The following is a 20,886-nucleotide window of genomic DNA, read 5'->3' on the forward strand; positions in this document are numbered from 1 at the left end:
TTTTCGCTTTAGCGTTAGCATTTTCTTCTGTTGCTCGGCTGTGTAGGCTTTGCAGTAGTCGTCTATTTGGCAGTAAAGTGCTTCGAGATTGTCCATGTAAGAAGTCCTTGGCTAGGTTGTTTGTGGTGAACTTACTTTAGCATATTGGACTTCTTTTTTTTGCCTTTTCTTATGTCGAATTCGGGTTAACCAAGCTTGGCGAGGGCTTTATCAAAACGCGTACGCTGGCGTTGATTATCATTTTGCCGTTGCCGATTATTGGCTTGTTGGAGCGCAATGGTTTAAAAGAACACGCACAAAACTGGGTGGCGCGGATTCAGTCAGCGACATCGGGGCGGCTGTTGATTGTGTATTTGTTTATCCGCGAATTGACGGCAGCGATTGGCCTGACCAGCCTTGGCGGACATCCACAGATGGTGCGGCCGTTGGTAGTCCCGATGGCAGAAGGCGCGTTTGTCAATCGGTTTGGTAGTTTGCCAAAAGCGGTCAGCAACAAGCTGCGTGCGATGAGTGCGGCGACGGATAACGTGGGGCTGTTTTTTGGTGAGGATATTTTTGTGGCGTTTGGCTCGATTGTGCTGATGCAAACCTTTATGAAAACCACGGCAAACTTGGACGTAGACCCACTACACATCGCGGTATGGGGCATTCCGACGGCAATTTGTGCGTTTTTGATTCATGCCACGCGCTTGTATCGGTTGGACAATCAATTACAACGTATAGCCCCCACCCTGCCTGCGGCAACGCCCAATACGTTGCCCAGCGACGCTACCAACATCCCACGCGGCTAAGCAAGGACAACGCATATGGAAACAATACAATCATTGGTTCAAATGGAATATTTGTATGGGCTGGCTGGCATAATTTTGCTGATTGTCGGTGGGCTGACTTTTGCCGATGCGACCAACCCCAAACGCTTAACGAGTGGCTTTTTTTGGGCGGCGTATGGCGTGATTATGCTACTTGGCAATTTTATGCCGCCCTTGGTGGTGGGGGTTTTGGTGGTGTTGATGGCGTTGGTGGCAGGTTTTGGCGGTGTGGCGGCAGGGCGTGAGCAGCTGCCAGCGCGTGAGGTGCGCCTTGAACGTGCGCTGATTTTGAAAAACAAGCTGTTTATTCCTGCGTTGGCGATTCCGTTTTTTACCATTATCTGCGCGGTGGTGCTCAAAAACGTGCAGTTTGGCGATTTGCGCTTGTTCCCTGAGAAAAACGAAACCCTAGCAGGGCTGGGCGTTGCGTCGATTTTGGCCTTGGTGCTGGCGTGTGTGGTGACCAAAGACTCCCCCATGCAGTCGATGAAAGAGTCGCGCCGTTTGTTTGAGGCGATGGGCTGGGCGGTGGTGTTGCCGCAGCTACTGGCGGTGCTTGGGATTATCTTTACCGATGCAGGTGTGGGCAAGGCGATTGCCGAATTGACGACCCACTATTTGGCGGTGGATAATCGTTTGATTGCGGTGACGGCGTATTGTGTGGGTATGGCGGTGTTTACCATGATTATGGGCAATGCGTTTGCGGCGTTTCCTGTCATCACGGCAGGCATTGGTTTGCCAATTTTGATTATGCAGCACCATGCCAACCCTGCCATCGTGTGCGCGATTGGGATGTTTAGCGGCTATTGCGGCACGCTGATGACCCCGATGGCGGCAAACTTTAACATCATCCCTGCTGCCCTGCTTGAGCTTGAGGACAAAAACGCGGTCATCAAGGCGCAAGTGTGGACGGCGTTGCCGTTGCTTGCGGCAAATGTGGTTTTGATGTATGTGCTAGCGTTTCGCTGATTGCCAGTTGTTAGCGTTTTGCTGCGCTTAGATGGCGGTTAAAGCTGGGTGGCATGGCTTTAGCCGCGGTTTTTTTTGCCAGCGATTTTGCCATGATGGGTGGTTTTGTAAACATTGACCATCCACCACACTATCTATAGGAGCTATGATGTCTGTTGTAACCTCTGCCCAATCCAATACCACGCTACTTTTGACCGCGTTTGAGCCGTTTGACGGTGAGGCGGTCAATCCATCGTGGGAAGTGGCGCGCACGCTTGATGATGCGGTTATCGCAGGTGTGACGGTGCGTGCGGTGTGTTTGCCGTGCGTGTTTGGTGATAGCTTGACGGCATTGGCACAGGCGATTGAAACACACCAGCCAAGCATCGTCATCAGCCTAGGGCAAGCAGGCGGCCGCTGCGATATCACGCCTGAGCGCGTGGCGATCAACCTCAATGACGCGCGTATCGCTGACAATGCAGGCAAGCAGCCTATCGATGAGCCGATTGACACAGACGCGCCTGCGGCGTATTTCACCACCTTGCCCATCAAGGCGATGGTACAAGCCATGCGCGCGGTGGGTGTGCCTGCGTCGGTGTCATACACGGCTGGCACGTTTGTGTGCAACCATGTGTTTTATGGGCTGCAGCATTTGGCAGCGCAGTCTGGCATTGGCAAAAGCGGCTTTGTCCATATCCCGTATTTGCCCGAGCAAGCCGCCAAGCGCAATGGGCAGCCAAGTTTATCGGCGGATACGCTGCTGACAGGATTGCGCGCAATGCTTGAGGCGGCCGTGACAACCGAGGTGGATATCAAAGTCACAGGCGGCAAAACCCACTAAATTGCAGCCACCCACCGACAAAATCAGCAAAACGCATGAGTCACGTTTTGACGCTGTTGGTCAGCAATTAAGCATTGCGTTGGCGATTTTTTGATGCTTATAATGCAAGCGTACAATCTGACAGCTTAATGACAATACCGCTACAACGATTGATTTTTGTGTTGGTATTGCGTAACACAAGCAAGGATGGTTCAAAGGGATTTTTTAACAATAAGCAGGAGGCGCGATGGGACTTAGCAATGTGGTGGGACAAATCAACAACTGGGTGTGGAGCCCTGTGCTGATTTATTTATGTTTGGGTGTCGGGCTGTTTTTTTCGCTGCGTGGGCGGTTTTTGCAGGTGCGCCATTTTGGCGGTATGCTGCGCCTGTTGATGGACGGCAAAAGCAGTGAGCAAGGCGTGTCATCGTTTCAGGCGTTGGCGATATCGCTGGCAGGGCGTGTTGGCACGGGCAATATCGCTGGGGTGGCAACCGCGATCACCTTTGGTGGGCCTGGAGCGTTGTTTTGGATGTGGGTGGTGGCATTTTTGGGCGCAAGCACAGCGTTTGTTGAGTCCACCTTGGCACAAATTTATAAAGAACGCGACAGCGAGGGGCATTTTATCGGCGGCCCTGCGTATTATTTTGAAAAAGCCTTGGGCAAAAAATGGTACGGCGTGTTATTTGCCATTTGCGCGATTATCGCGTGTGGTATTTTGCTGCCGGGTGTGCAAGCCAATGCCATCGCCGACGCGCTGCAACATTCAATGGGCATTGCGCCCACTGTGTCCGCGGCAATTGTCGCGATTTTGTTGGCGTTTGTGATTTTTGGCGGTGTCAAGCGCATTGCCACGGTTGCCGAGGTGGTCGTGCCGTTTATGGCATTGGCCTATATCATCGTTGCGTTGGTGATTATTTTGCTGCATCTGGGCGAATTGCCGCACGTGTTGGGGCTAATTGTGCGCTCAGCATTTGGCATGGATGCAGGCTTTGGTGCGCTGCTTGGCTTGGCGATCCAATGGGGTGTCAAGCGCGGTGTGTATTCCAATGAAGCAGGCCAAGGTACAGGCCCACACCCGTCGGCAGCGGCGGATGTGTCACACCCTGCCAAGCAAGGGTTGGTGCAGGCATTTTCGGTGTACATTGATACGCTGTTTGTCTGCTCTGCCACAGGGTTTATGCTGCTCATTACAGGGTTATACAACGTGCAAGATCCGAAAAATGCCGAAGCGTACCTGTATCACGGCGTAAACGGCGTGGCGGCAGGCCCTGGCTATGTACAGACCGCGATGGAAAACATCATGCCGGGGTTTGGCGCGATGTTTGTCGCTGTCGCGTTGTTTTTCTTTGCCTTTACCACCATCATCGCCTACTACTATATGGCAGAAACCAACATCCGCTACCTAAGCCGCACATTCAAGCTTGCGTGGATGATACCTGTGCTCAAAGTCATCGCGGTTGGCGTGGCGATTTATGGCTCAGTGAAAACCGCTGATTTGGCGTGGGCATTGGGTGATTTGGGCGTGGGTATGATGGCATGGCTTAATATCATTGGGATTTTATTTTTGCAAAAACCTGCCTTTGCCGCCTTGCGTGATTATGAAGCACAGCTCAAAGCAGGCCAAGAACCCATTTATGATGCCGAAGCCAATGGCGTGTACAACGCCCCGATTTGGCGCGAAATTGCGGCCAAATATCGGGCGATGGCTAAGCAAAATAATTAGCCCACCAAAGCCGACCACTTCACACCAATCTAAAAAGGCTGATAGTTTTATCAGCCTTTTTGATAGCTGTCAAAACAGCTTAAACCAACGTCAAAACCAGTTGCGCCGCCATGGCAAAACTTGCCCCAATCCCTGCCCCAACCAGCACATCCGTTGGGTAATGCAGCCCAAGCACCAACCGCGACAACGCCACCAGCGCAGTAAACGGCGCTAATACCCACAACAACACAGGCGCTTGACTACCAATCAACAACGTGAATAAGACCGCCTGCAAGGTATGCCCCGATGGAAAGCTAAACACATCCAAAGGCCGCTCTTTTAAGACAATCACCTGATGCACTTGATACGGCCGTGGGCGCACGGTATGGCGTTTTAAAAACCGATACAGCCGATAACCACTGTAGCTGGTCAGCAAAATCACCGCCGTTGCCAGCGCAATCGACAACGGCGCGCGCCCCTGCACCGCCAACACGCCAATCATGGCAATCACCGCTGCCGCCCAGAACCAACCATCCCCCAACCGACTGATAAGCTTAAAAAACTGCCCAATCAGCGCACGGTGCGACCAACGATTGGCACGGATGGTCAGCCGCGCATCCCAATTAAGCAGGCGTTGGTGCAAATGGTGCAGACGCGGCTTGCGCTCAAGATAATGGTAAAATTGCTGCATGGTCTTGGGTAGCACGATATCGCTGGGATATGTCAAAACATCGCCAACAGCGGGGGTGGTTGTGTGGGATTGGGATACACGTTGCTTCATCGCGGCTACCTTTGATGTTATCAAAAAATATTGTTCTAAAAATTTAAATTACCTACTCAACCTTATTGCTATACCAAATCTATCGGCCATGCCTTTTTTACATTTCACCCAATCAGTTTAGCCCAAAACCTGCTGCTTTGCCAACACTTGCCTAAACATGGTCAGCATCTCTTGGGCTGGGCGTTGCCAAGAAAATTCTGCCACTTGCGCGCGTGCCACCGCACACATTTGGCTTAGCTGCTGCTGCTTGGGCAACTGCTCTATCATGGCAACAAACGCGGCCTCATCACCGAGCGGCACGGTATGCCCACACGCGTCGGTGACCAGTAGCGCGGCAGCGGCATCGTGATAGGCAAACACAGGCAGGCCTGATGCCATCGCCTCGGTGACCACGTTGCCAAAGGTTTCAACTTGGCTGGCAAAAATAAACGCATCGCCACTGGCGTAATGCCGCGCCAACGCTTCACCTGTCTGAAAGCCTGCAAAAACAATGCTGTCATCCTCAGCGTGCTGCTGGCACAGCTTGTCTTTTTCTGGCCCATCGCCAACGATGACCAACTTGACATGGCGATGTAGCTGCGCGCGCTGCAAGGCTTTAAAACTTTTGACCACCGTGTCAATGCCTTTTTCGGGTGAGACGCGTCCAACGTACAATAGCACGGTTGTGCCGTCATCTGCACCCCACGCTTGGCGCAAGGCATGGTCGCGGCGTTTGGGGGTGTATAGCTCGGTATCCACACCGCGCCCGACTTGGTACAGGCGTTTAAACCCAAAGTCAGTCAGCTGCTTGTGGGTGGTTTGGCTGGGCACACAGGTGGCGGCACAATGGTTGTGAAACTGCTTCATATAGCCCAACAGCGGCAATGCCAGCACCTTCCAACCAAAGTAGCGGCTAAAATCATGAAACGACGTGTGATAGCCTGATGTGACCTTAATTTTATGGCGTTTGGCAGCCAGCAAAGCCGCCAACCCCAACGGGCCTTCGGTGACGATATGCACGATGTCAGGCCTTAGGTGTTTAAACTGCCGACTTAGATACCGATAACACGGCAAGCCCATGCGTAGGTGTGGGTAGTACGGGATGGGCAGGCTATGAACGCGCAAATCCTCACGCACCACCGTTAGGTTTTTTTGCGCCTGTGCCGCCTCGCGCGGGTCGTCGCTGGGCTGTTCGGGGCGAATCAGGGTGATGGTGTGCCCCATGTGGTGCAACTGGCTGACGATTTGAAACATGCTTGACGCCACGCCGTTGATATCAGGCAGCCATGTTTCGGTCACCAGCACGATGTTGAGCGCGTTTGGCTGGTTTGCCGTGTGCGTCTGTCCGCCTTTATCACCTTGCCATGTCACAGGCGCGTGGCGCGTCTCGGTATCACGTAGGATATCGGCTGCCCCACCGCGCGCTGTGGGCAGGGTCTGAGGCTGAGCAAAATTTTTAACAAACAAGGCAGACGTACTCAAGGCTTACTCTCTAACACGATTTTATGAAGTTTTGTGCTATGATAAAAAAGCGCATTGACAGCTATATGTCAATTTGATAACAGTTTGATGACAAGATTTTATTTGTGGGCGTTTTGCACCCCATTTGGCAGTCTGTTACAATACCCACGCACGGTTGCCTCCAACCTTGTGTAATTTTTACCATTTATCTTAAATAGCCGTTGTATGCAGCCCATCACCACGCCAAACCCTGCCAGCAATAGCCGCGCTGGTGACACACACCGTCACACGCTGCTACTGCTCACCCACGCACCCGACCACGCGCAGACATTGGCAGGTCTGGCATTTGCTCAAAAATTTTGTCAAAATTTTGGCTCAAACACGGCAACCAACGTGCCAACGTTGCGGCTGTTTTTGTACCGTGACGCGGTCATGTTGGCAAATCGGCTAATTTGGCAAGCGGATGATATGCCCAACCTAGCACGCGCTTGGCAAACGCTGGTGCAGCAGTTTGGGCTAAACGCGCAGGTATGCGTCAGCAGTGCTTTGGCGCGCGGTGTGACCGACAGCGAAAACGCGAAGCGTCACGGCTTAGACGGTGAAAACCTGGCCAACGGCTTTGCGCTGGTTGGCTTGGGTGAGCTGGCAATGGCACTGCACGCAGCACCACAGGTGTATCAGTTCTAAATGGGCAACGCACGGTCATGAAAATTTTGCTAACCATCAACGCCGATACCCTACTACAAGGCTATGAAGCCTTGGCGATGGCGTTTGCTTTGGCGGTGTTTGAGCATGAGGTGCAGCTGGTCATCGAACCATCGATGTTGGCGCAGGTGTTGGCGCAGCCAACAGGCAAGCTGGCAAACATGCTGGGCTCACTGGCACTGTATGACATGCCTGCCGCGTGGCTAGCACCTGCTGATTGGGCAACGCTGACACGCTGGCGGCAAGCCGAACCGCAGCAAGACTTTGACTGGTTGGCGAATGTCGCGCCAATGCCCACGCACGCCTCTGATTTTGATATAACCCTAAGGCTATAACCATGCCCCATGCAACCACCGACTTCGCTGACCTACCTAAGCTTGACAGCGACGGGCATTTGGTCAATGCCGCTGACTGGTCGCCACAGGTCGCGCAAACACTGGCTGACACGCTGGATGTGCGCTTGACAGACACGCACTTGGCGGTGTTGGCGGCGGTGCGTGAATATTACGCGCGCTTTAGCCATCCGCCGATGACGCGCCCTTTGATTAAATATTTAAATCAAACCTTGCCCGAATTGGCGCTCAATAACGCCAAATTGCAGCAGTTGTTTAACACAGGCTTGGTGGCACGCCATGTCAATCGTTTGGCAGGCTTGCCCAAACCTGCTAACTGTTTATAGGCTATGTCAAAATCCGTGCGGTTTTAAGCCATCAGCTATTTTGGATCATACGGCACTAAATTGGCATAACCCACGCTTTGCCCTGTGTCACCGTCAAAACCGCGTTGTCGCCATACCTCAAACAGCGTAACCGCCACGCTGTTGGATAGATTTAGGCTGCGCGACGTTGGCAACATCGGTAAGCGCAGCCAATTGTCCGCGCCAATATCTGCCCGAATTGGCTCAGCCAAGCCTGCCGTCTCTGACCCAAACACCAACGCGATGTGCGCAGGCTGTGCCAAGTCTTGTGCATAAAGTGGCAAGCTTAGCTTGGTCGTCAAAGCCACCACACGCCTAACCCCTGCTGCATTGAGCGCCTGCCGCGCTGCCTGCCAATGTGCATGTACGTGCACGTTGGCCCACTCGTGGTAATCAAGCCCTGCACGGCGCAATTTTTTATCTTCTAAATCAAAGCCCAATGGCGCAACCAAATGCAACTGCGCGCCCGTGTTGGCGCATAGCCGAATGATGTTGCCCGTGTTGCTGGGCATTTTGGGTTCAACAAGGACAATATGAATCATGGCGCGTCACACCTGCTGGTCTTAAAAAGCGGTATTGTAACAAAATTCACCACTAAGAGTTTTGTTATCCGCCCGATGGCATAAATTCGCCGCGCTTGGATGACTAGTAACGCAAGCGTAACAAATAATGCCATTTTGTTACACGAAAGCTATGGTAGCGTAGCGTAAGCTTGCTTAATATGGCACTACCCAATAAGACGAATGGCTTGCCTAATAGCCCAAGATTTTAGCAAATCCATATTAGGCCATTCAGCCTAGGCATTGGTCATAACTCTTCCCTATTGATGAGGATATATCATGAAAAAGTTGATGGTAGCTACTGTTGCTGCAGTATTTGTTTTGACTGGTTGTAACACCTTCAAAGGTTTTGGTCGCGACGTTTCTAAAGGCGGTCAAGCAATCTCTAATACTGCCCAAAAAACTGAAAACAAAATGTAATTTTGTTAAAGTTTTATCCAACAAAAACCCGCCTACTGGCGGGTTTTTTGCGCTAATTGCCACCTACAACGCTTTTTTTGCCAAATCCTTGGGCAGATATAAACTTAAATACGCAATCGCGGCTTTGGTCGCCTCCTCGCGATAGACATCGCTGATGGCTTGTTGCGTGCGGTAGGCTAAGGTAAATACGCCGTTGATAATACCGTATACAACCTTAAGCGCGCATTGCAGCTCGGCAAACTCAGGCATGTGATAATACGCGGCAAGCTGATCATAGATTAAACGGCTGGCTTGTTCATTGGCTTCGCTGCCAAATTCGTTGTTCTCAAACGCAGGCGTGTTGGTTTCATACACCAAACGCGCCACGGTGGTATCATCTTGCAGCACCTCAACATAGATTTTGATGTATTTGGCGATATACTCTTGCCAGTTGTCTGTATCGTCGGCGGAGACGGTGGCTAGGGTTTTAAAAATTTCGGTGCTATTTAGGTAGCGCAATGCCAAAAACACCGCATCGACATTGGGAAAAAAATGGTACGCCGACGCACGCGGAATACCTGCTTCCTCACACACATCAGCAAGGGTAATTTCGCTAATCGGGCGCTTGGCACTGAGGCTCTTGGCAGCGGCAAGCAGTTTTTGCCGCCGCGCGCGTCCTTGCTGACTGGTGAACTTAAACTTATTGGGCACCAGTTTACGCGCTAATTCTGAGTCGGCGCGGATATTGTCAATTTTTTCATCATACACATTGGTCATAGTTCCTCCTTAGATTGGTTGTTCGGTGGGCTGATTGGTTGATTGTATCAATTAATCTGGCAATAACGATTAAGACGGTTGATTATACAGCTTAATTTGAGCGCGTACCAAGCCGTGGTCGGTTGGGCGTGGCGGTGTGACAAATTTAAGATGGTCATTAAAATAATCCACTTGCAGCACCTCGCCCAAGCCATATTTGCTATCGGCCAAAAACTGCTCGGACACCAAAATTTGGTCAAGCACCTCAGGTATGCCTTGGTGGATGTGGGTATACGCCACATTGCGCAGCCAGTGCAAGCGCGTTTGGATGGACGATGCGTCAAACAGCGCAATATCGCGGTTGGTCTTGTCATACACCACCTCGCCTGCCTCGCTTAGCAGCTGACAGGTCACGCTTTGCATGACATCATTCATATCACCCAGCAAAATCAGCGGCTGGTTGTTGTGCTGTAGCGTTTCGATGACATACTGGCGGATACCTGCCGCTTCAGCCGCGCGCATACACAAGCTGCGCAGTTTGGCGCGCACACGAATGACGGGGTCGTTACGGTCTTCAAGCGGCTGCCCATGCGCGTCTTCTAGGTAGTCGGGGCGTTGGCTTTTAAGATGCGCGACGATGACATGCAGCAAGGTATCGTTTGGCAAGCGCACCTGCGCCAACAGTGGCGGACGGTTAAAGCGTTCATATCGCCCCATATCAGGGATATCAAGCTGCCCGATTTTGGGAATTTTTTCCAACAAATGGTAATGCTCGATGGCAAAGCGCGACACCAAGCCAACCGCTGGCGTGCCTGTCGCGCCTTGCCCTTGGGTCAAGGGGCTGTCGGTCGTATTGCTGGCAAGCGGCGCAATGACGTGATGAGTCCCCATGTCTGCGGCGTCACACAATTCACGCAAAGCTTGTTCGTCCCAAATTTCTTGACAGCCGATAATGTCGGCTTGTAATTGACGTAGCAGCTGCGCTAAGCCATGAATTTTTTGCTGATAAATCGCTGAGCTATAGGCATCGGTGTTGTGGTAAAACACGCGATTGGGCAAGGCAAGATTGAGTAGATTGGCGGTGGCAATGATAAATTGCGTGTTAGCAGCCATGTGAGTAAAAGCCATGATGGTTGTTAGGCAGTTGGTTAAGTGATCAATATACAAAATTCAGCAGAATTTTAGCGAATTTTCTTAAGACATTTTAAGATAAAAAAAGACCAAAGGGTCACTTTGGTCTTTTACGGCTTAATTGGCCAAAATTTAGCCAATATCGGCAATATTAACGATGTTCTGGGGTGATACGATACCAAGCATCACGCGCCGCATTACGCGCATCTGACCACGCCATACGTGACTCACCGCGCACTTCATTCCATGAACGCTCTAAGTCTTGCTCAACGTCTTCAAAACGTGTGTTCGCGTCATAGCGCGCACGGTTGGCATAACCCACCGCATAAGCAGGTTGGTAGTCGCGGTCATAGGTGTATTCTTGGTTGTAATACGTTGCGGTGCTGTGGTTGTCGCGCCAGTAGTTATCTTGCGCGGTTGGGTCGATGGCTTCACCCGCTGCATGACCTGCGCCGCCGCCAACGGCTGCACCGATTGCACCGCCGATTAGCGTGCCCAGTGGGCCTGCCAATGAACCGATAGCAGCGCCAACAGCCGCACCACCAACACCGCCTACCGCAGTGCCAACAGGGTGTGAACCTGGTTCGCCAGTGATTGGGTCACGGTTTAGATCTTCATGATTGCTCATTGTAACTTCCTTTTGTCTGTCGCGCATTTGCAGCGCGTTGTTGCTGTTTTGCTAATATTAAAAATTAGCCCTCTTAAATATCCGTTAGGATTGTACCATGCTTACCAGCCTAGGTAGGCCTGCTAAGCAGTGGATTTGGTATTATCTTAAACAGACAATATCTGGTTTGATACGGTAATTTTGTTGAATTTGTTAATGATTGACATAGGTTGGGTTATTTGACTGTAACCCTGTTGATTGGTTTGGGTGTTTGTTTTGGCGGTCAAACTGGCTGGGCGTGTTTGGACAAAACTTTTGGCGCACGATGTTGATTTTTGGGCTCTCTAACCACACCATCATGCGATATTTGCCATCAATCTGGTTGTGATGGGTCAATTTTTTATGCCAAAAATTTGTTAAAAACTTATATAGCGGTTTTTTATTTATGGGTTGGTTTGACGACCTTAAGCCTTTATTTTGTAATTTTTAGCACAATCATAGCAGACGGTATTGCGTTTTGTTTTATTGCTATTTTATTAGTACAGATGGTTACCATGCCCAAATCTACCACCAAACTTGCCGATTTTGACCAACACATCAACGCACTGCGTGCCGCGACTTGTGTAACGCCCCAGCAGCTGCGCTACCACACCGACCCCACGCACCTGCCTGCCAGTACGCGTGAGGCAGACGCGCCTGATATCGGCTTTGGACAAGCGCGCGCTGTGCAAGCTTTGACCACAGCATTAGATATCCACGCGTCGGGCTATCATGTGTTTGCCGCAGGTGAGAATGGTTTGGGCAAGCGCACCTTGGTTATGCGTTTGTTGCAAGATTATGCCAAACGCCAGCCCACGCCCGATGATTGGGTATATGTGCACAATTTTGGCGATGCGCGCGCGCCGATTGCGTTGGCACTGCCTGCTGGTATGGGACAAACGCTTGCCGAGGACATCAAAACGTGTTGGCTTGCGCTCAAACGCCAGCTGAATCAACGCTTTCGCAGTGACCATTATCAAAGCAAAGTTGAGGCCATTCGCAACCAAATTAGCTTGCAAGAACAGCAGGCTTATGACGCGCTTAATGAAGAAGGCAAGCAGTACGCGCTGGCGTTGGCGGTACGCGCGTCGGACAATAAGCCGATTTTTGTGTCTGCCGATTGCGCCACGGATGATGACACGCACGCATCGGCTGCGATGCGTCCTGTACCGACGGGCAAACGCGGCAATCCCCACCCCGACAAGCGCGCCGATAACACGGAAGCCGCCAGCCCTGCGCATGGTCGGCCGATGTCGCCATATGTGGCGAATTTTCAGGATAAAAACCACATGCAAAAGCGGCTGAATCTTTTGACCATCACGCTTGAGCAAATTGAGGATGAAGCCAACCAAACCCTACAAGCATTGCACCAGTCATTGGCGCGGCGCACGCTCACGCCACTGCTAGCGCCGCTGCTGGCTAAATATCAAGATTTGCCGCCTGTGGTTCAATACCTCAATGATTTTGCCGCCGATATCATCGCGCATGTTGAGCCCATCATCAATGAAAATGACGACGAATTTTTGCCCAGTCATTTTTCGCCATTGCCTGCTCGCTATTTTGTCAATGTCATGAGCAGTCACGCGCCCGACGCAGGTGCGCCTGTGGTGTTTGAGGATTTGCCAACGCATCTAAATTTGCTTGGGCATGTTGAGCAAATCACGCATTTGGGCACGGTTTCAACCGATGTCAGCCTTATTCGTGCAGGATCGCTGCACCGTGCCAATGGCGGCTATTTGATTTTGGAAGCCAGTAGCTTGCTTGAATACCCGTATGCGTGGCAGGGGCTTAAGCGCGCGCTGCAAAGTCGTCAGCTTAAGATGTCAAGCCTTGAGCAAATGCTGACCTTAACAGGTAGCGTCAGCCTTGAGCCGCACGCGATTGCGCTGGATGTCAAGGTCATTTTGCTGGGTGAGCCTGATTTGTATTACGATTTGCTTGAATTTGAGCCCGAGTTTCACAGCGTGTTTAAGATTCGGGCGGATTTTCACGACCGCATTGAGCGCACGCCTGCCAATGAGCGCGCGATGGTGGCAAAAATCGCTGATATGGTGGACAAATACGGGCTGCGCGATTTTGACAACAGCGCGTTGGCGGCGCTGCTGGACTATCTGAGCGAGCAAGCTGAAGATCAGCAGGAATTGACGCTGCACAGTGACCGTTTGGCACAGTTGTTAATCGAAGCCAATCAAAAGGCAAATCAGCAGCCCAATGCAGATACGGTCAGCGCACAGCATATCGCGGCGGCGGTGGCAGATATGCGCTATCGGGCAGGCTATTTGCGCCAGTTGTTTTGGCAAGAGCTGCAAAAAGGTCAGCAGCTGATTAGCACGCAGGGCGCGGCAGTGGGGCAAATCAATGCGCTAACGGTGGTCAGCTATGCCGATAGTGAATTTGGACTGCCTGCGCGCATGACGGCAAACGTTTACCACAGCCACGGCAACGCCGATATTTTGGATATCGAGCGCGATGTTGAGCTGGGTGGCGCGATTCATGCCAAAAGCGTGTTGATTATGAGCAACTATCTGCGCAGCCTGTTTGCCGATGATTTTGCGCTTAATTTTGCCGCGTCGTTGGCGTTTGAGCAAAGCTATGGCGGTATTGATGGCGATAGCGCGACGGTGGCAGGCGTGTGCGCGCTGCTGTCGGCATTGGCATACGTGCCGATTTATCAGCATTTGGCGGTGACAGGTTCGATGAACCAGTTTGGACAAGTGCAAGCGGTTGGCGGTGTGAACGCCAAAATTGCAGGCTTTTATGACGCGTGTATGGAGCAAAACGCCAAACGTGGCGCAAGTGCCAGCGCTGACCAACCACTGCAAGGGGTGATTATCCCCAAGGCCAACCTCAGCCAGTTGATGCTACGCCAAGACATCGTCGAGGCGGTGGCGGCAGGTCGGTTTGTGATCTATGCCGTGGAGCATGTCAATGAGGCTTTGGCATTGCTGACAGGCTGTGCGGTGGATAGTCGCACCAAAAAAGGCAGCTACCGCAAGCACACACTGTACGGGCGGATTCACGCACGTTTGGCGGCATGGGAGCAAAAGGACAATGACAAAGACCAATGACCATACCGCATTAATTTGGCATTATAAAGCTACGCCTTCAAGGTTTAGCAATGCACGTTTGACCGCAACCAATCGACAACGCCCCATATAGCCACCAAGCTTGCCGTCGCTGGTAATCACGCGATGGCAAGGCAAAATCACAGTGAGTGGATTGCTGGCTACCGCATTGGCAACGGCGCGCACTGCCGTTGGGCGGTTTATTTGTTGTGCCAATTTGGCATAGCTGAGCGTCGTACCGTGGTCAATGCTCGCCAAGGCTTGCCACACCGTTTGTTGAAATGCCGTGCCTGCACTGATGTCCCACGGCACATCAAATAAAGCCGCTTGCCCTGTAAAATACGCATCAAGCTGGCTAACGGTTTGATTGAGCACGTCATCAGCCGTGGATTGAGCATTGTGCACAAAGTCGCTGTTAGCCGCAAGCCATGTCACGGCGATAAGCTTGCCGTTTTGACTCGCTAACCACAAATCGGGCAAATCATGCGGTGTGTGGTAGCGTAAGCCCGTTATCATTGGACCGCTATTTACGCTGAGTCTTTGTCATCATTGTCAAACAACGCCTTGACAAAGTCATCGGCTTTAAAGGGGCGTAGGTCGTCGATTTTTTCGCCCACGCCGATGAAGCGAATCGGAATATCGGTGTTGCTTGCGACGTTGAACACCACGCCGCCTTTGGCAGTGCCATCAAGTTTGGTGATGGTCACGCCTGTCAAAGGCACGGCTTCATGAAAGATTTGCACTTGATTGAGCGCGTTTTGCCCCGTGCCTGCGTCTAGTACAATCATCGTCTCATGCGGCGCGGTGGGGTCGGCTTTTTGCATGACGCGCACAACTTTTTTAAGCTCTTCCATCAGGTTGGTTTTGTTTTGTAGTCGCCCTGCGGTGTCGGCAATCAGCACATCTATGCCGCGCGCTTTGGCGGCTTGAATGGCATCAAAAATCACCGACGCGCTGTCTGAGCCATGACCTTGCGCAATAACGGGAATTTGGTTGCGCTCACCCCAAATCTGTAGCTGCTCGGTGGCGGCCGCGCGAAAGGTGTCGCCTGCTGCCAGCATGACGCTTTTGCCCTCGCCTTGCAAGCGTTTGGCAAGCTTGCCGATGGTGGTGGTTTTGCCAACGCCATTGACACCAACCATCAAGATGACAAACGGTGTTTTGCTGTTATCGATGCGCAAAGGCGCGACTTTGGGCGCGAGGATATCGACCAGCTCTTGCTGCAACGCTTTGTACAGCGAATGCGAATAAATCAAATCGCCGCGCGCGGTGGCTTCGGTTAAATTGTTGATGATGCGTGTGGTGGCGGTCACGCCAATGTCGGCAACCAGTAATTGGTCTTCGACTTCTTCTAGCAGTTCGTCGTCGATTTCTTTACCACCAATTAAGATATTGGTTAAGCCTTCGGTGAAGTTTTTGCGGCTTTTGGCAAGCCCTTGTTTCATGCGGCTAAACCAGCCCGATTTTTGTGGCTCAGCGGTCAGTTGCTCGCTGTGCTGGGTCTGTGCGGTGGGTTGCGGTGCAGGTGCGGCTTGGGCAGGCTGCACGGGAATGCTGGGCAAGGTTGCGTCATCAAACTGGCTGACATCGCTGTCAAAGTTGATGACGACTTGGTTGGGGCGGGTTGGGTTTTGCATGGGCGTGCCTAACAATTTTTCTGTAACAATAAACGGTAACAATAACCGATGGATACGCGCGAACGGTTCAACGGCTTTGCCAACCGTCTATGCAGTTAAAAACAGACGGAGAATTAAGGCATTGTAACATTCTCGCCTAATCTTTGTAAGCCTGACGGTGGTTGCATGGCGTAAGGCTAGGCGGCAGCGTGGTTTTGTGGCATGATAGCTTGCGTGTGTATGTACAATTTCAAAACAAACAAGCTTTATTTAAAATAAATTTTTTCTAAACCGCCTGTGTTTAATTCATCCAACCATCGAGACTATGTTGTGAATCGCTTGAGCTTAATCCATGTTTTAACCGCTGTTAAACCGTTGTCCGCCGCGTTGGTGGTGCTAGGTTTGGGCGTGGCTGCGCCAGCCAACGCGCTGCCGACTGGCAAAACCGCCGATGCCAAAGCCAGTTATGCCAACCATCAAACCAGCGTCAAGCCCCCCACCAAAACCAGCAACCGCATGGATTTGGGCGCGACCATCGACCAACGCCGCCATGCCTACACGCTGGACAATGGCTTAAAAGTCATCATCCAAGAAGACCACCGCGCGCCTGTGGTGATGAGCCAAATTTGGTACCGCGTCGGTGCGACCGATGAGCCTGAGCACTTGGGCGGAATATCGCATTTGCTTGAGCACATGATGTTTAAAGGCACACCCAAGGTGTCATCGGCGGATTTTGAGCGCGTGTTGGCAAAGTTTGGCGGCAGTAACAACGCTTTTACCACCCATGATTACACAGCGTATTACGAGGTTTTGCCTGCCAATCGCTTGGGATTGGCGTTGGAGCTGGAAGCCGACCGCATGACCAATTTGACGCTACGCCAAAGTGATTTTGACGCTGAGCGTCAAGTGGTTATGGAAGAGCGTCGCCTGCGCACCGATGATAACCCCAATGCGCGCGCGTTTGAACAATTTAGCCGCATGGCATATCCCGACAGCCCAAAGGGCGAATCGGTGATTGGCCCGATGGCAGAGATTGCTGGCATCAAACTGACAGATTTGGCGGCGTGGTATCGCCAGTGGTACGCGCCCAACAACGCCACCGTGGTGATTGTTGGCGATGTCAAGCCCGATGAAGCCTTGGCACTGGTCAAACGCTATTTTGGCGACAAACCGCCACAAGCCTTGCCAACGCGCCCAAGCGTGCGTCAAGCAGGGTTTCGCGGTTATCACGAGGCGCGCACCGCTCTGCCCGTGCAAGTGCCTAGTCTGATGCTGGCATACAACTTGCCGACGCTGACAACGGCAAACCACCCCGATGAGGCGTATCAGCTTGCTTTGCTCAGCCAAGTGCTTGACGGTGGGCTGTCGGCACGGCTGGAGAAACATCTGGTACGCGAGCAGCAGGTGTTGGCGGCGGTGGGTAGCAGCTACAGTGCGTTTGACCGTGGCGATGGTTTGCTATTCATCCACGCCACACCGCGCGATGGGGTCAGCCTTGCGCAGGCGCAAGCGGCATTACTGGCACAAATTGAGCAGCTAAAAACCGCACCCATTAGCGCACAAGAGCTAAGCCGCGCCAAAACCCACGCCCTCACCGAACTGGTCTATGCGCAAGACAGCCTTGCTGGGCAAGCACGCACCATAGGCAGCCTTGCCAGTATCGGTATAGATGACCGCGAGATTTATCGCTTGCCTGAGCATTTTGCGCGTATCACGCCTGCTGATTTGCAACGCGTGGCGCAGCGTTATTTGACCAAAGACAATTTGACGGTGTTGTCTGTCGAGCCGTCGGGACAAGGCAATCATCCTGCTGACACAACCGTTAAACCCAAAGCTTAATCCATGGTTGATTCACCCTGTGATTTTTGTCATTTTTAAAAAATTATCGAGATAGTGCCATGCCTGCCCGTTTTTTTATGCCACATTGTCTGCCAAGTTTACGTGGCGGTTTTAAACAGTCTAATATCGTTTTGCTAAGCCTATTTATGGCAGGTGCGCTAAGCACCAGTTACGCTGCCGACGCGCCAATGGGAGAACGGCGCAGTGTAGAGGCTGACCCAAGCGCACCGATTGCCGCGATGGACACACTCGATAGCCTCAAAAACGTGCCACCGCTGCAGTTTACCTTACCAAACATCCAGCATTTCACCACGACGACGGGCACGCCTGTGGCGTTTGTTGCCACACCCAATCTGCCAATGGTGGATGTGAGTGTGTATTTCAATGCAGGTTCGGCGCGTGATGAAGCCATCAAACCGCAAGGCTTTGGACTGGCCACTTTGACCGCAGATGCCCTGACTAAAGGCAATGCGCGGTATGATGAAGAGGCATTTAACCAAGCGGTTGAGCAGTTGGGGCTTGCGCTGGATGCCGCTGCCTATAAAGATATGATGATTGTGAATTTGCGCAGTCTGTCTGATAGCGCGTATCTATCGCCTGCGCTGACGCTACTTGCTGATACCCTGCGCGCGCCAAGTTTTAGCGAAAATAGCCTCAATCGCAGCAAAGCACAAATGATGGTCGCCCTTGCCCGTCAGCAAGAAGATCCCGACACCATCGCGGCGCAGACCTTTAACCAAGCGTTGTACGGCAATCACCCGTACGCGCACCCGACACTTGGCACGCCAAAGAGTGTGCCCAATCTATCGCGCAGCGATGTACAGGCGTTTGCACGGCGGTTTTTGGTGGCGCAAAATGCCAATATCGCCATCACAGGCGACTTGACACTGGCGCAAGCGCGCGCCCTTGCCAACCAGCTGACCCGTGCCATGCCACAGGGCAAGCCTGCCCCTGCCCTGCCCAATGCCAAGCCCTTGACCAAAGCACGCCATATTCACATCCCGTTTGACAGCAGCCAAACTGCCGTGGTTATCGGGCAGTTGGGTGAAAAACGCCGCACGAATCCTGCGGCCTTGCAGGCGCAGACCGATTTTGCGCTGGCAGATGACATTGTGGGTGGCAGCAATTTTCAAGCGCGGCTGATGGCAGATATCCGCAAAAAACGCGGTTTGACGTACGGTATTTATAGCAACATGACCCCCATGCAAAGCCAAGGCAGCTACACGGTAACGTTCTCAACGCGTAACGACAAAACCGCTGAAGCTGTCGCGGCCAGTCAAGCGGTGCTTCAAGATGTGGTACAACAGGGTGTCAGCCAAGCCGAGCTGGATTTGACCAAAGATGCGTTTATCAACCGCTTTGCCCAAAACTTTGCCAGCAACGCAGCGACCAACGCCACGATTGGGATGATGGGTTTTTACGGACTCAAAGACGACTACCTGACCCATTACGTCACACGCGTGCAACGCGCCAACCGTGAAGCGGTCAGCCAACGTTATCGTACGCTGATCGACCCACAGCGTTTGCTGATTGTCACCGTTGGGCAAGGCGATGTCACAGGCACACATCAGGCGGCAAGCGCGGCGGACACGCACCACCCAACGCCTTAAAGCTGACAAAAATTTGGCTGAAAAAATGCCGCCGATGGCGGTATAATCACCGCCCTGATATACGCGCAACGCTTTGGTGGTTGCGTATAGGGTTTAAATAACTAGCCACCGTCCACTTTTGCCACCCAGCCAAGGATCTACCGCCGCCATGCCCAAGGCATACAACCAGTTTCGTTTTTCACGCCAAGCGCACCACTTGGGCACGGATATGCAGCCCACGCTGTGGCAGCGTGTGCACCTTGACCCGTGGCTGCTGATGCTGCTGTTTGTCACGGCGCTGTTTGGTCTGGCGATTTTGTATAGTGCCTCGACGCAAGACATGGGCATGGTGATACGCCAGTTGATTAGCTTTATCATCGGTTTTGTGGTCATGTTGGTGATGGCGCAAGTACCGCCAAGCCTATATCGCAGCTTTACGCCGTTTTTTTATCTAGGCGGCGTGGCGCTGTTGGTGTTGGTTAAGCTTATTGGTGAGGTGCGCCTTGGTGCGCAGCGTTGGATTGATATCCCAGGCTTTGGCAGTGTGCAGCCGTCGGAGTTTATGAAATTGGGTATGCCGATGTTGTGCGCGTGGCTGCTATCACGCCGTGAGCTGCCGCCTAGCCTACCCACGGTGCTTATGACGTTGGTGGCGATTGGTATTCCTGTCTTGTTGATTGCAGAACAACCCGATTTGGGTACGTCGATTTTGGTTGCCTCCAGCGGTATTTTTGTGTTGTTTTTGGCGGGGCTGCCATGGTGGATGATTGGCACGGCGGCGGCATTGTTTGTGCCATTGGTGTGGGCGGCGTGGGAGTTTTTGCTGCACGATTATCAGCGTAAGCGTGTGATGACGCTGCTTGACCCCGAAGCCGATGCCTTAGGCGCAGGCTGGAATATCATGCAATCTAAAACCGCGATTGGCGCAGGCGGCATGACGGGCAAGGGTTATTTGGAAGGCACGCAGTCGCATTTGCATTTTTTGCCTGAGGGGCATACGGATTTTATCATTGCCGCGTTTTCAGAGGAATTTGGGCTCGTTGGCGTGTGTTTGTTGATGTTTTTGTACGCCTGTATTTTGGCGCGTACGCTGCATATCGCTTATAACACGACTTCAACGTATGGGCGACTACTGGCAGGAACGCTGGCATTGGCATTTTTTGTCTATGTGTTTGTCAATGCAGGCATGGTGTCGGGAATTTTGCCCGTGGTGGGTGTGCCGCTACCGTTTATCAGCTATGGTGGGACAGCGATTATCACGTTGATGGCGGCGTTTGGGCTTGTGATGTCGGTTGCTTCGCATCAGATTAAATAAGCGCCAAAACCACCCAACAAAAAACCGCCCTAAAGTTTAGGACGGTTTTTTTCATCATCAAACAA

21 protein-coding genes are annotated in these 20,886 nt (G+C 52.2%); 12 read left to right on the forward strand and 9 right to left on the reverse strand.

Features of this window, described 5'->3' with window-relative positions; translation table 11 throughout:
• The first annotated feature begins 143 nt into the window (after positions 1 to 143).
• From AC5L4R_RS08740 to AC5L4R_RS08755, 4 genes are all read left to right on the forward strand, one after another.
• Complete coding sequence (locus AC5L4R_RS08740; RefSeq protein WP_494473589.1) at positions 144 to 791, forward strand: DUF969 domain-containing protein; 648 nt, start codon at positions 144 to 146, stop codon at positions 789 to 791.
• A gap of 15 nt (positions 792 to 806) precedes the next feature.
• Positions 807 to 1,778, forward strand: coding sequence for a DUF979 domain-containing protein (locus AC5L4R_RS08745; protein ID WP_494473564.1), 972 nt, complete (start codon positions 807 to 809; stop codon positions 1,776 to 1,778).
• Between the two features lie 148 nt (positions 1,779 to 1,926).
• Positions 1,927 to 2,598: a pyroglutamyl-peptidase I gene (pcp, locus tag AC5L4R_RS08750; RefSeq protein WP_494473565.1), complete on the forward strand. Its 672-nt coding sequence runs from the start codon at positions 1,927 to 1,929 to the stop codon at positions 2,596 to 2,598.
• Positions 2,599 to 2,824: 226 nt separating this feature from the next.
• Positions 2,825 to 4,303, forward strand: coding sequence for an alanine/glycine:cation symporter family protein (locus tag AC5L4R_RS08755; RefSeq protein WP_494473566.1), 1,479 nt, complete (start codon positions 2,825 to 2,827; stop codon positions 4,301 to 4,303).
• A gap of 79 nt (positions 4,304 to 4,382) precedes the next feature.
• Here AC5L4R_RS08755 and AC5L4R_RS08760 read toward each other — a convergent pair whose 3' ends face one another.
• The gene (locus AC5L4R_RS08760) at positions 4,383 to 4,973 is read right to left on the reverse strand and encodes a phosphatase PAP2 family protein (RefSeq protein WP_494473590.1); all 591 of its coding nucleotides are present in this window, start codon (positions 4,971 to 4,973) and stop codon (positions 4,383 to 4,385) included.
• A gap of 207 nt (positions 4,974 to 5,180) precedes the next feature.
• Positions 5,181 to 6,524: a glycosyltransferase family 4 protein gene (locus AC5L4R_RS08765; RefSeq protein ID WP_494473567.1), complete on the reverse strand. Its 1,344-nt coding sequence runs from the start codon at positions 6,522 to 6,524 to the stop codon at positions 5,181 to 5,183.
• A gap of 204 nt (positions 6,525 to 6,728) precedes the next feature.
• On the opposite strand from AC5L4R_RS08765, the gene tusD reads away from it, so the two are divergent.
• The 3 genes from tusD to AC5L4R_RS08780 are packed head-to-tail and all read left to right on the forward strand — an operon-like array spanning position 6,729 to position 7,887.
• Positions 6,729 to 7,190, forward strand: a complete 462-nt coding sequence (gene tusD / locus AC5L4R_RS08770; RefSeq protein ID WP_494473568.1) for a sulfurtransferase complex subunit TusD — start codon at positions 6,729 to 6,731, stop codon at positions 7,188 to 7,190.
• Positions 7,191 to 7,207: 17 nt separating this feature from the next.
• Entirely contained in the window at positions 7,208 to 7,543 is a 336-nt protein-coding gene (locus AC5L4R_RS08775; RefSeq protein WP_494473569.1) for a hypothetical protein, read from the forward strand.
• Between the two features lie 2 nt (positions 7,544 to 7,545).
• Complete coding sequence (locus tag AC5L4R_RS08780; protein ID WP_494473570.1) at positions 7,546 to 7,887, forward strand: TusE/DsrC/DsvC family sulfur relay protein; 342 nt, start codon at positions 7,546 to 7,548, stop codon at positions 7,885 to 7,887.
• A 35-nt stretch (positions 7,888 to 7,922) separates the two neighbouring features.
• Here the strand turns inward: AC5L4R_RS08780 and AC5L4R_RS08785 are convergent, their stop codons facing one another.
• A complete protein-coding gene (locus AC5L4R_RS08785; RefSeq protein WP_494473571.1) occupies positions 7,923 to 8,447 on the reverse strand; it encodes a tRNA (cytidine(34)-2'-O)-methyltransferase in 525 nt (174 codons plus the stop codon).
• A 297-nt stretch (positions 8,448 to 8,744) separates the two neighbouring features.
• On the opposite strand from AC5L4R_RS08785, the gene AC5L4R_RS08790 reads away from it, so the two are divergent.
• Entirely contained in the window at positions 8,745 to 8,885 is a 141-nt protein-coding gene (locus AC5L4R_RS08790; RefSeq protein WP_067055759.1) for an entericidin A/B family lipoprotein, read from the forward strand.
• A gap of 63 nt (positions 8,886 to 8,948) precedes the next feature.
• On the opposite strand, the gene AC5L4R_RS08795 is transcribed toward AC5L4R_RS08790, so the two are convergent.
• From AC5L4R_RS08795 to AC5L4R_RS08810, 4 genes are all read right to left on the reverse strand, one after another.
• Positions 8,949 to 9,641, reverse strand: a complete 693-nt coding sequence (locus AC5L4R_RS08795; RefSeq protein ID WP_494473572.1) for a TetR/AcrR family transcriptional regulator — start codon at positions 9,639 to 9,641, stop codon at positions 8,949 to 8,951.
• Positions 9,642 to 9,710: 69 nt separating this feature from the next.
• Positions 9,711 to 10,733, reverse strand: a complete 1,023-nt coding sequence (locus AC5L4R_RS08800) for an endonuclease/exonuclease/phosphatase family protein (protein ID WP_494473573.1) — start codon at positions 10,731 to 10,733, stop codon at positions 9,711 to 9,713.
• Between the two features lie 169 nt (positions 10,734 to 10,902).
• Entirely contained in the window at positions 10,903 to 11,379 is a 477-nt protein-coding gene (locus AC5L4R_RS08805) for a glycine zipper domain-containing protein (RefSeq protein WP_494473574.1), read from the reverse strand.
• Positions 11,380 to 11,571: 192 nt separating this feature from the next.
• On the reverse strand, positions 11,572 to 11,754 hold the full coding sequence (locus tag AC5L4R_RS08810; protein ID WP_494473575.1) for a hypothetical protein: 183 nt from the start codon (positions 11,752 to 11,754) through the stop codon (positions 11,572 to 11,574).
• A 158-nt stretch (positions 11,755 to 11,912) separates the two neighbouring features.
• Between AC5L4R_RS08810 and AC5L4R_RS08815 the strand changes: the two genes are divergently transcribed.
• Entirely contained in the window at positions 11,913 to 14,465 is a 2,553-nt protein-coding gene (locus AC5L4R_RS08815) for an AAA family ATPase (RefSeq protein ID WP_494473576.1), read from the forward strand.
• A gap of 21 nt (positions 14,466 to 14,486) precedes the next feature.
• Here the strand turns inward: AC5L4R_RS08815 and AC5L4R_RS08820 are convergent, their stop codons facing one another.
• The gene (locus AC5L4R_RS08820) at positions 14,487 to 14,978 is read right to left on the reverse strand and encodes a methylated-DNA--[protein]-cysteine S-methyltransferase (RefSeq protein ID WP_494473577.1); all 492 of its coding nucleotides are present in this window, start codon (positions 14,976 to 14,978) and stop codon (positions 14,487 to 14,489) included.
• Positions 14,979 to 14,989: 11 nt separating this feature from the next.
• Positions 14,990 to 16,099: a signal recognition particle-docking protein FtsY gene (gene ftsY / locus AC5L4R_RS08825; RefSeq protein WP_494473578.1), complete on the reverse strand. Its 1,110-nt coding sequence runs from the start codon at positions 16,097 to 16,099 to the stop codon at positions 14,990 to 14,992.
• Positions 16,100 to 16,408: 309 nt separating this feature from the next.
• On the opposite strand from ftsY, the gene AC5L4R_RS08830 reads away from it, so the two are divergent.
• From AC5L4R_RS08830 to rodA, 3 genes are all read left to right on the forward strand, one after another.
• The gene (locus AC5L4R_RS08830) at positions 16,409 to 17,917 is read left to right on the forward strand and encodes a M16 family metallopeptidase (RefSeq protein WP_494473579.1); all 1,509 of its coding nucleotides are present in this window, start codon (positions 16,409 to 16,411) and stop codon (positions 17,915 to 17,917) included.
• A 59-nt stretch (positions 17,918 to 17,976) separates the two neighbouring features.
• Positions 17,977 to 19,527, forward strand: a complete 1,551-nt coding sequence (locus tag AC5L4R_RS08835; protein WP_494473580.1) for a M16 family metallopeptidase — start codon at positions 17,977 to 17,979, stop codon at positions 19,525 to 19,527.
• Between the two features lie 148 nt (positions 19,528 to 19,675).
• Entirely contained in the window at positions 19,676 to 20,821 is a 1,146-nt protein-coding gene (gene rodA, locus AC5L4R_RS08840; protein ID WP_494473581.1) for a rod shape-determining protein RodA, read from the forward strand.
• The last annotated feature ends 65 nt before the right edge of the window (positions 20,822 to 20,886 follow it).

Source organism: Faucicola sp. SE7633 (genome assembly GCF_059264685.1).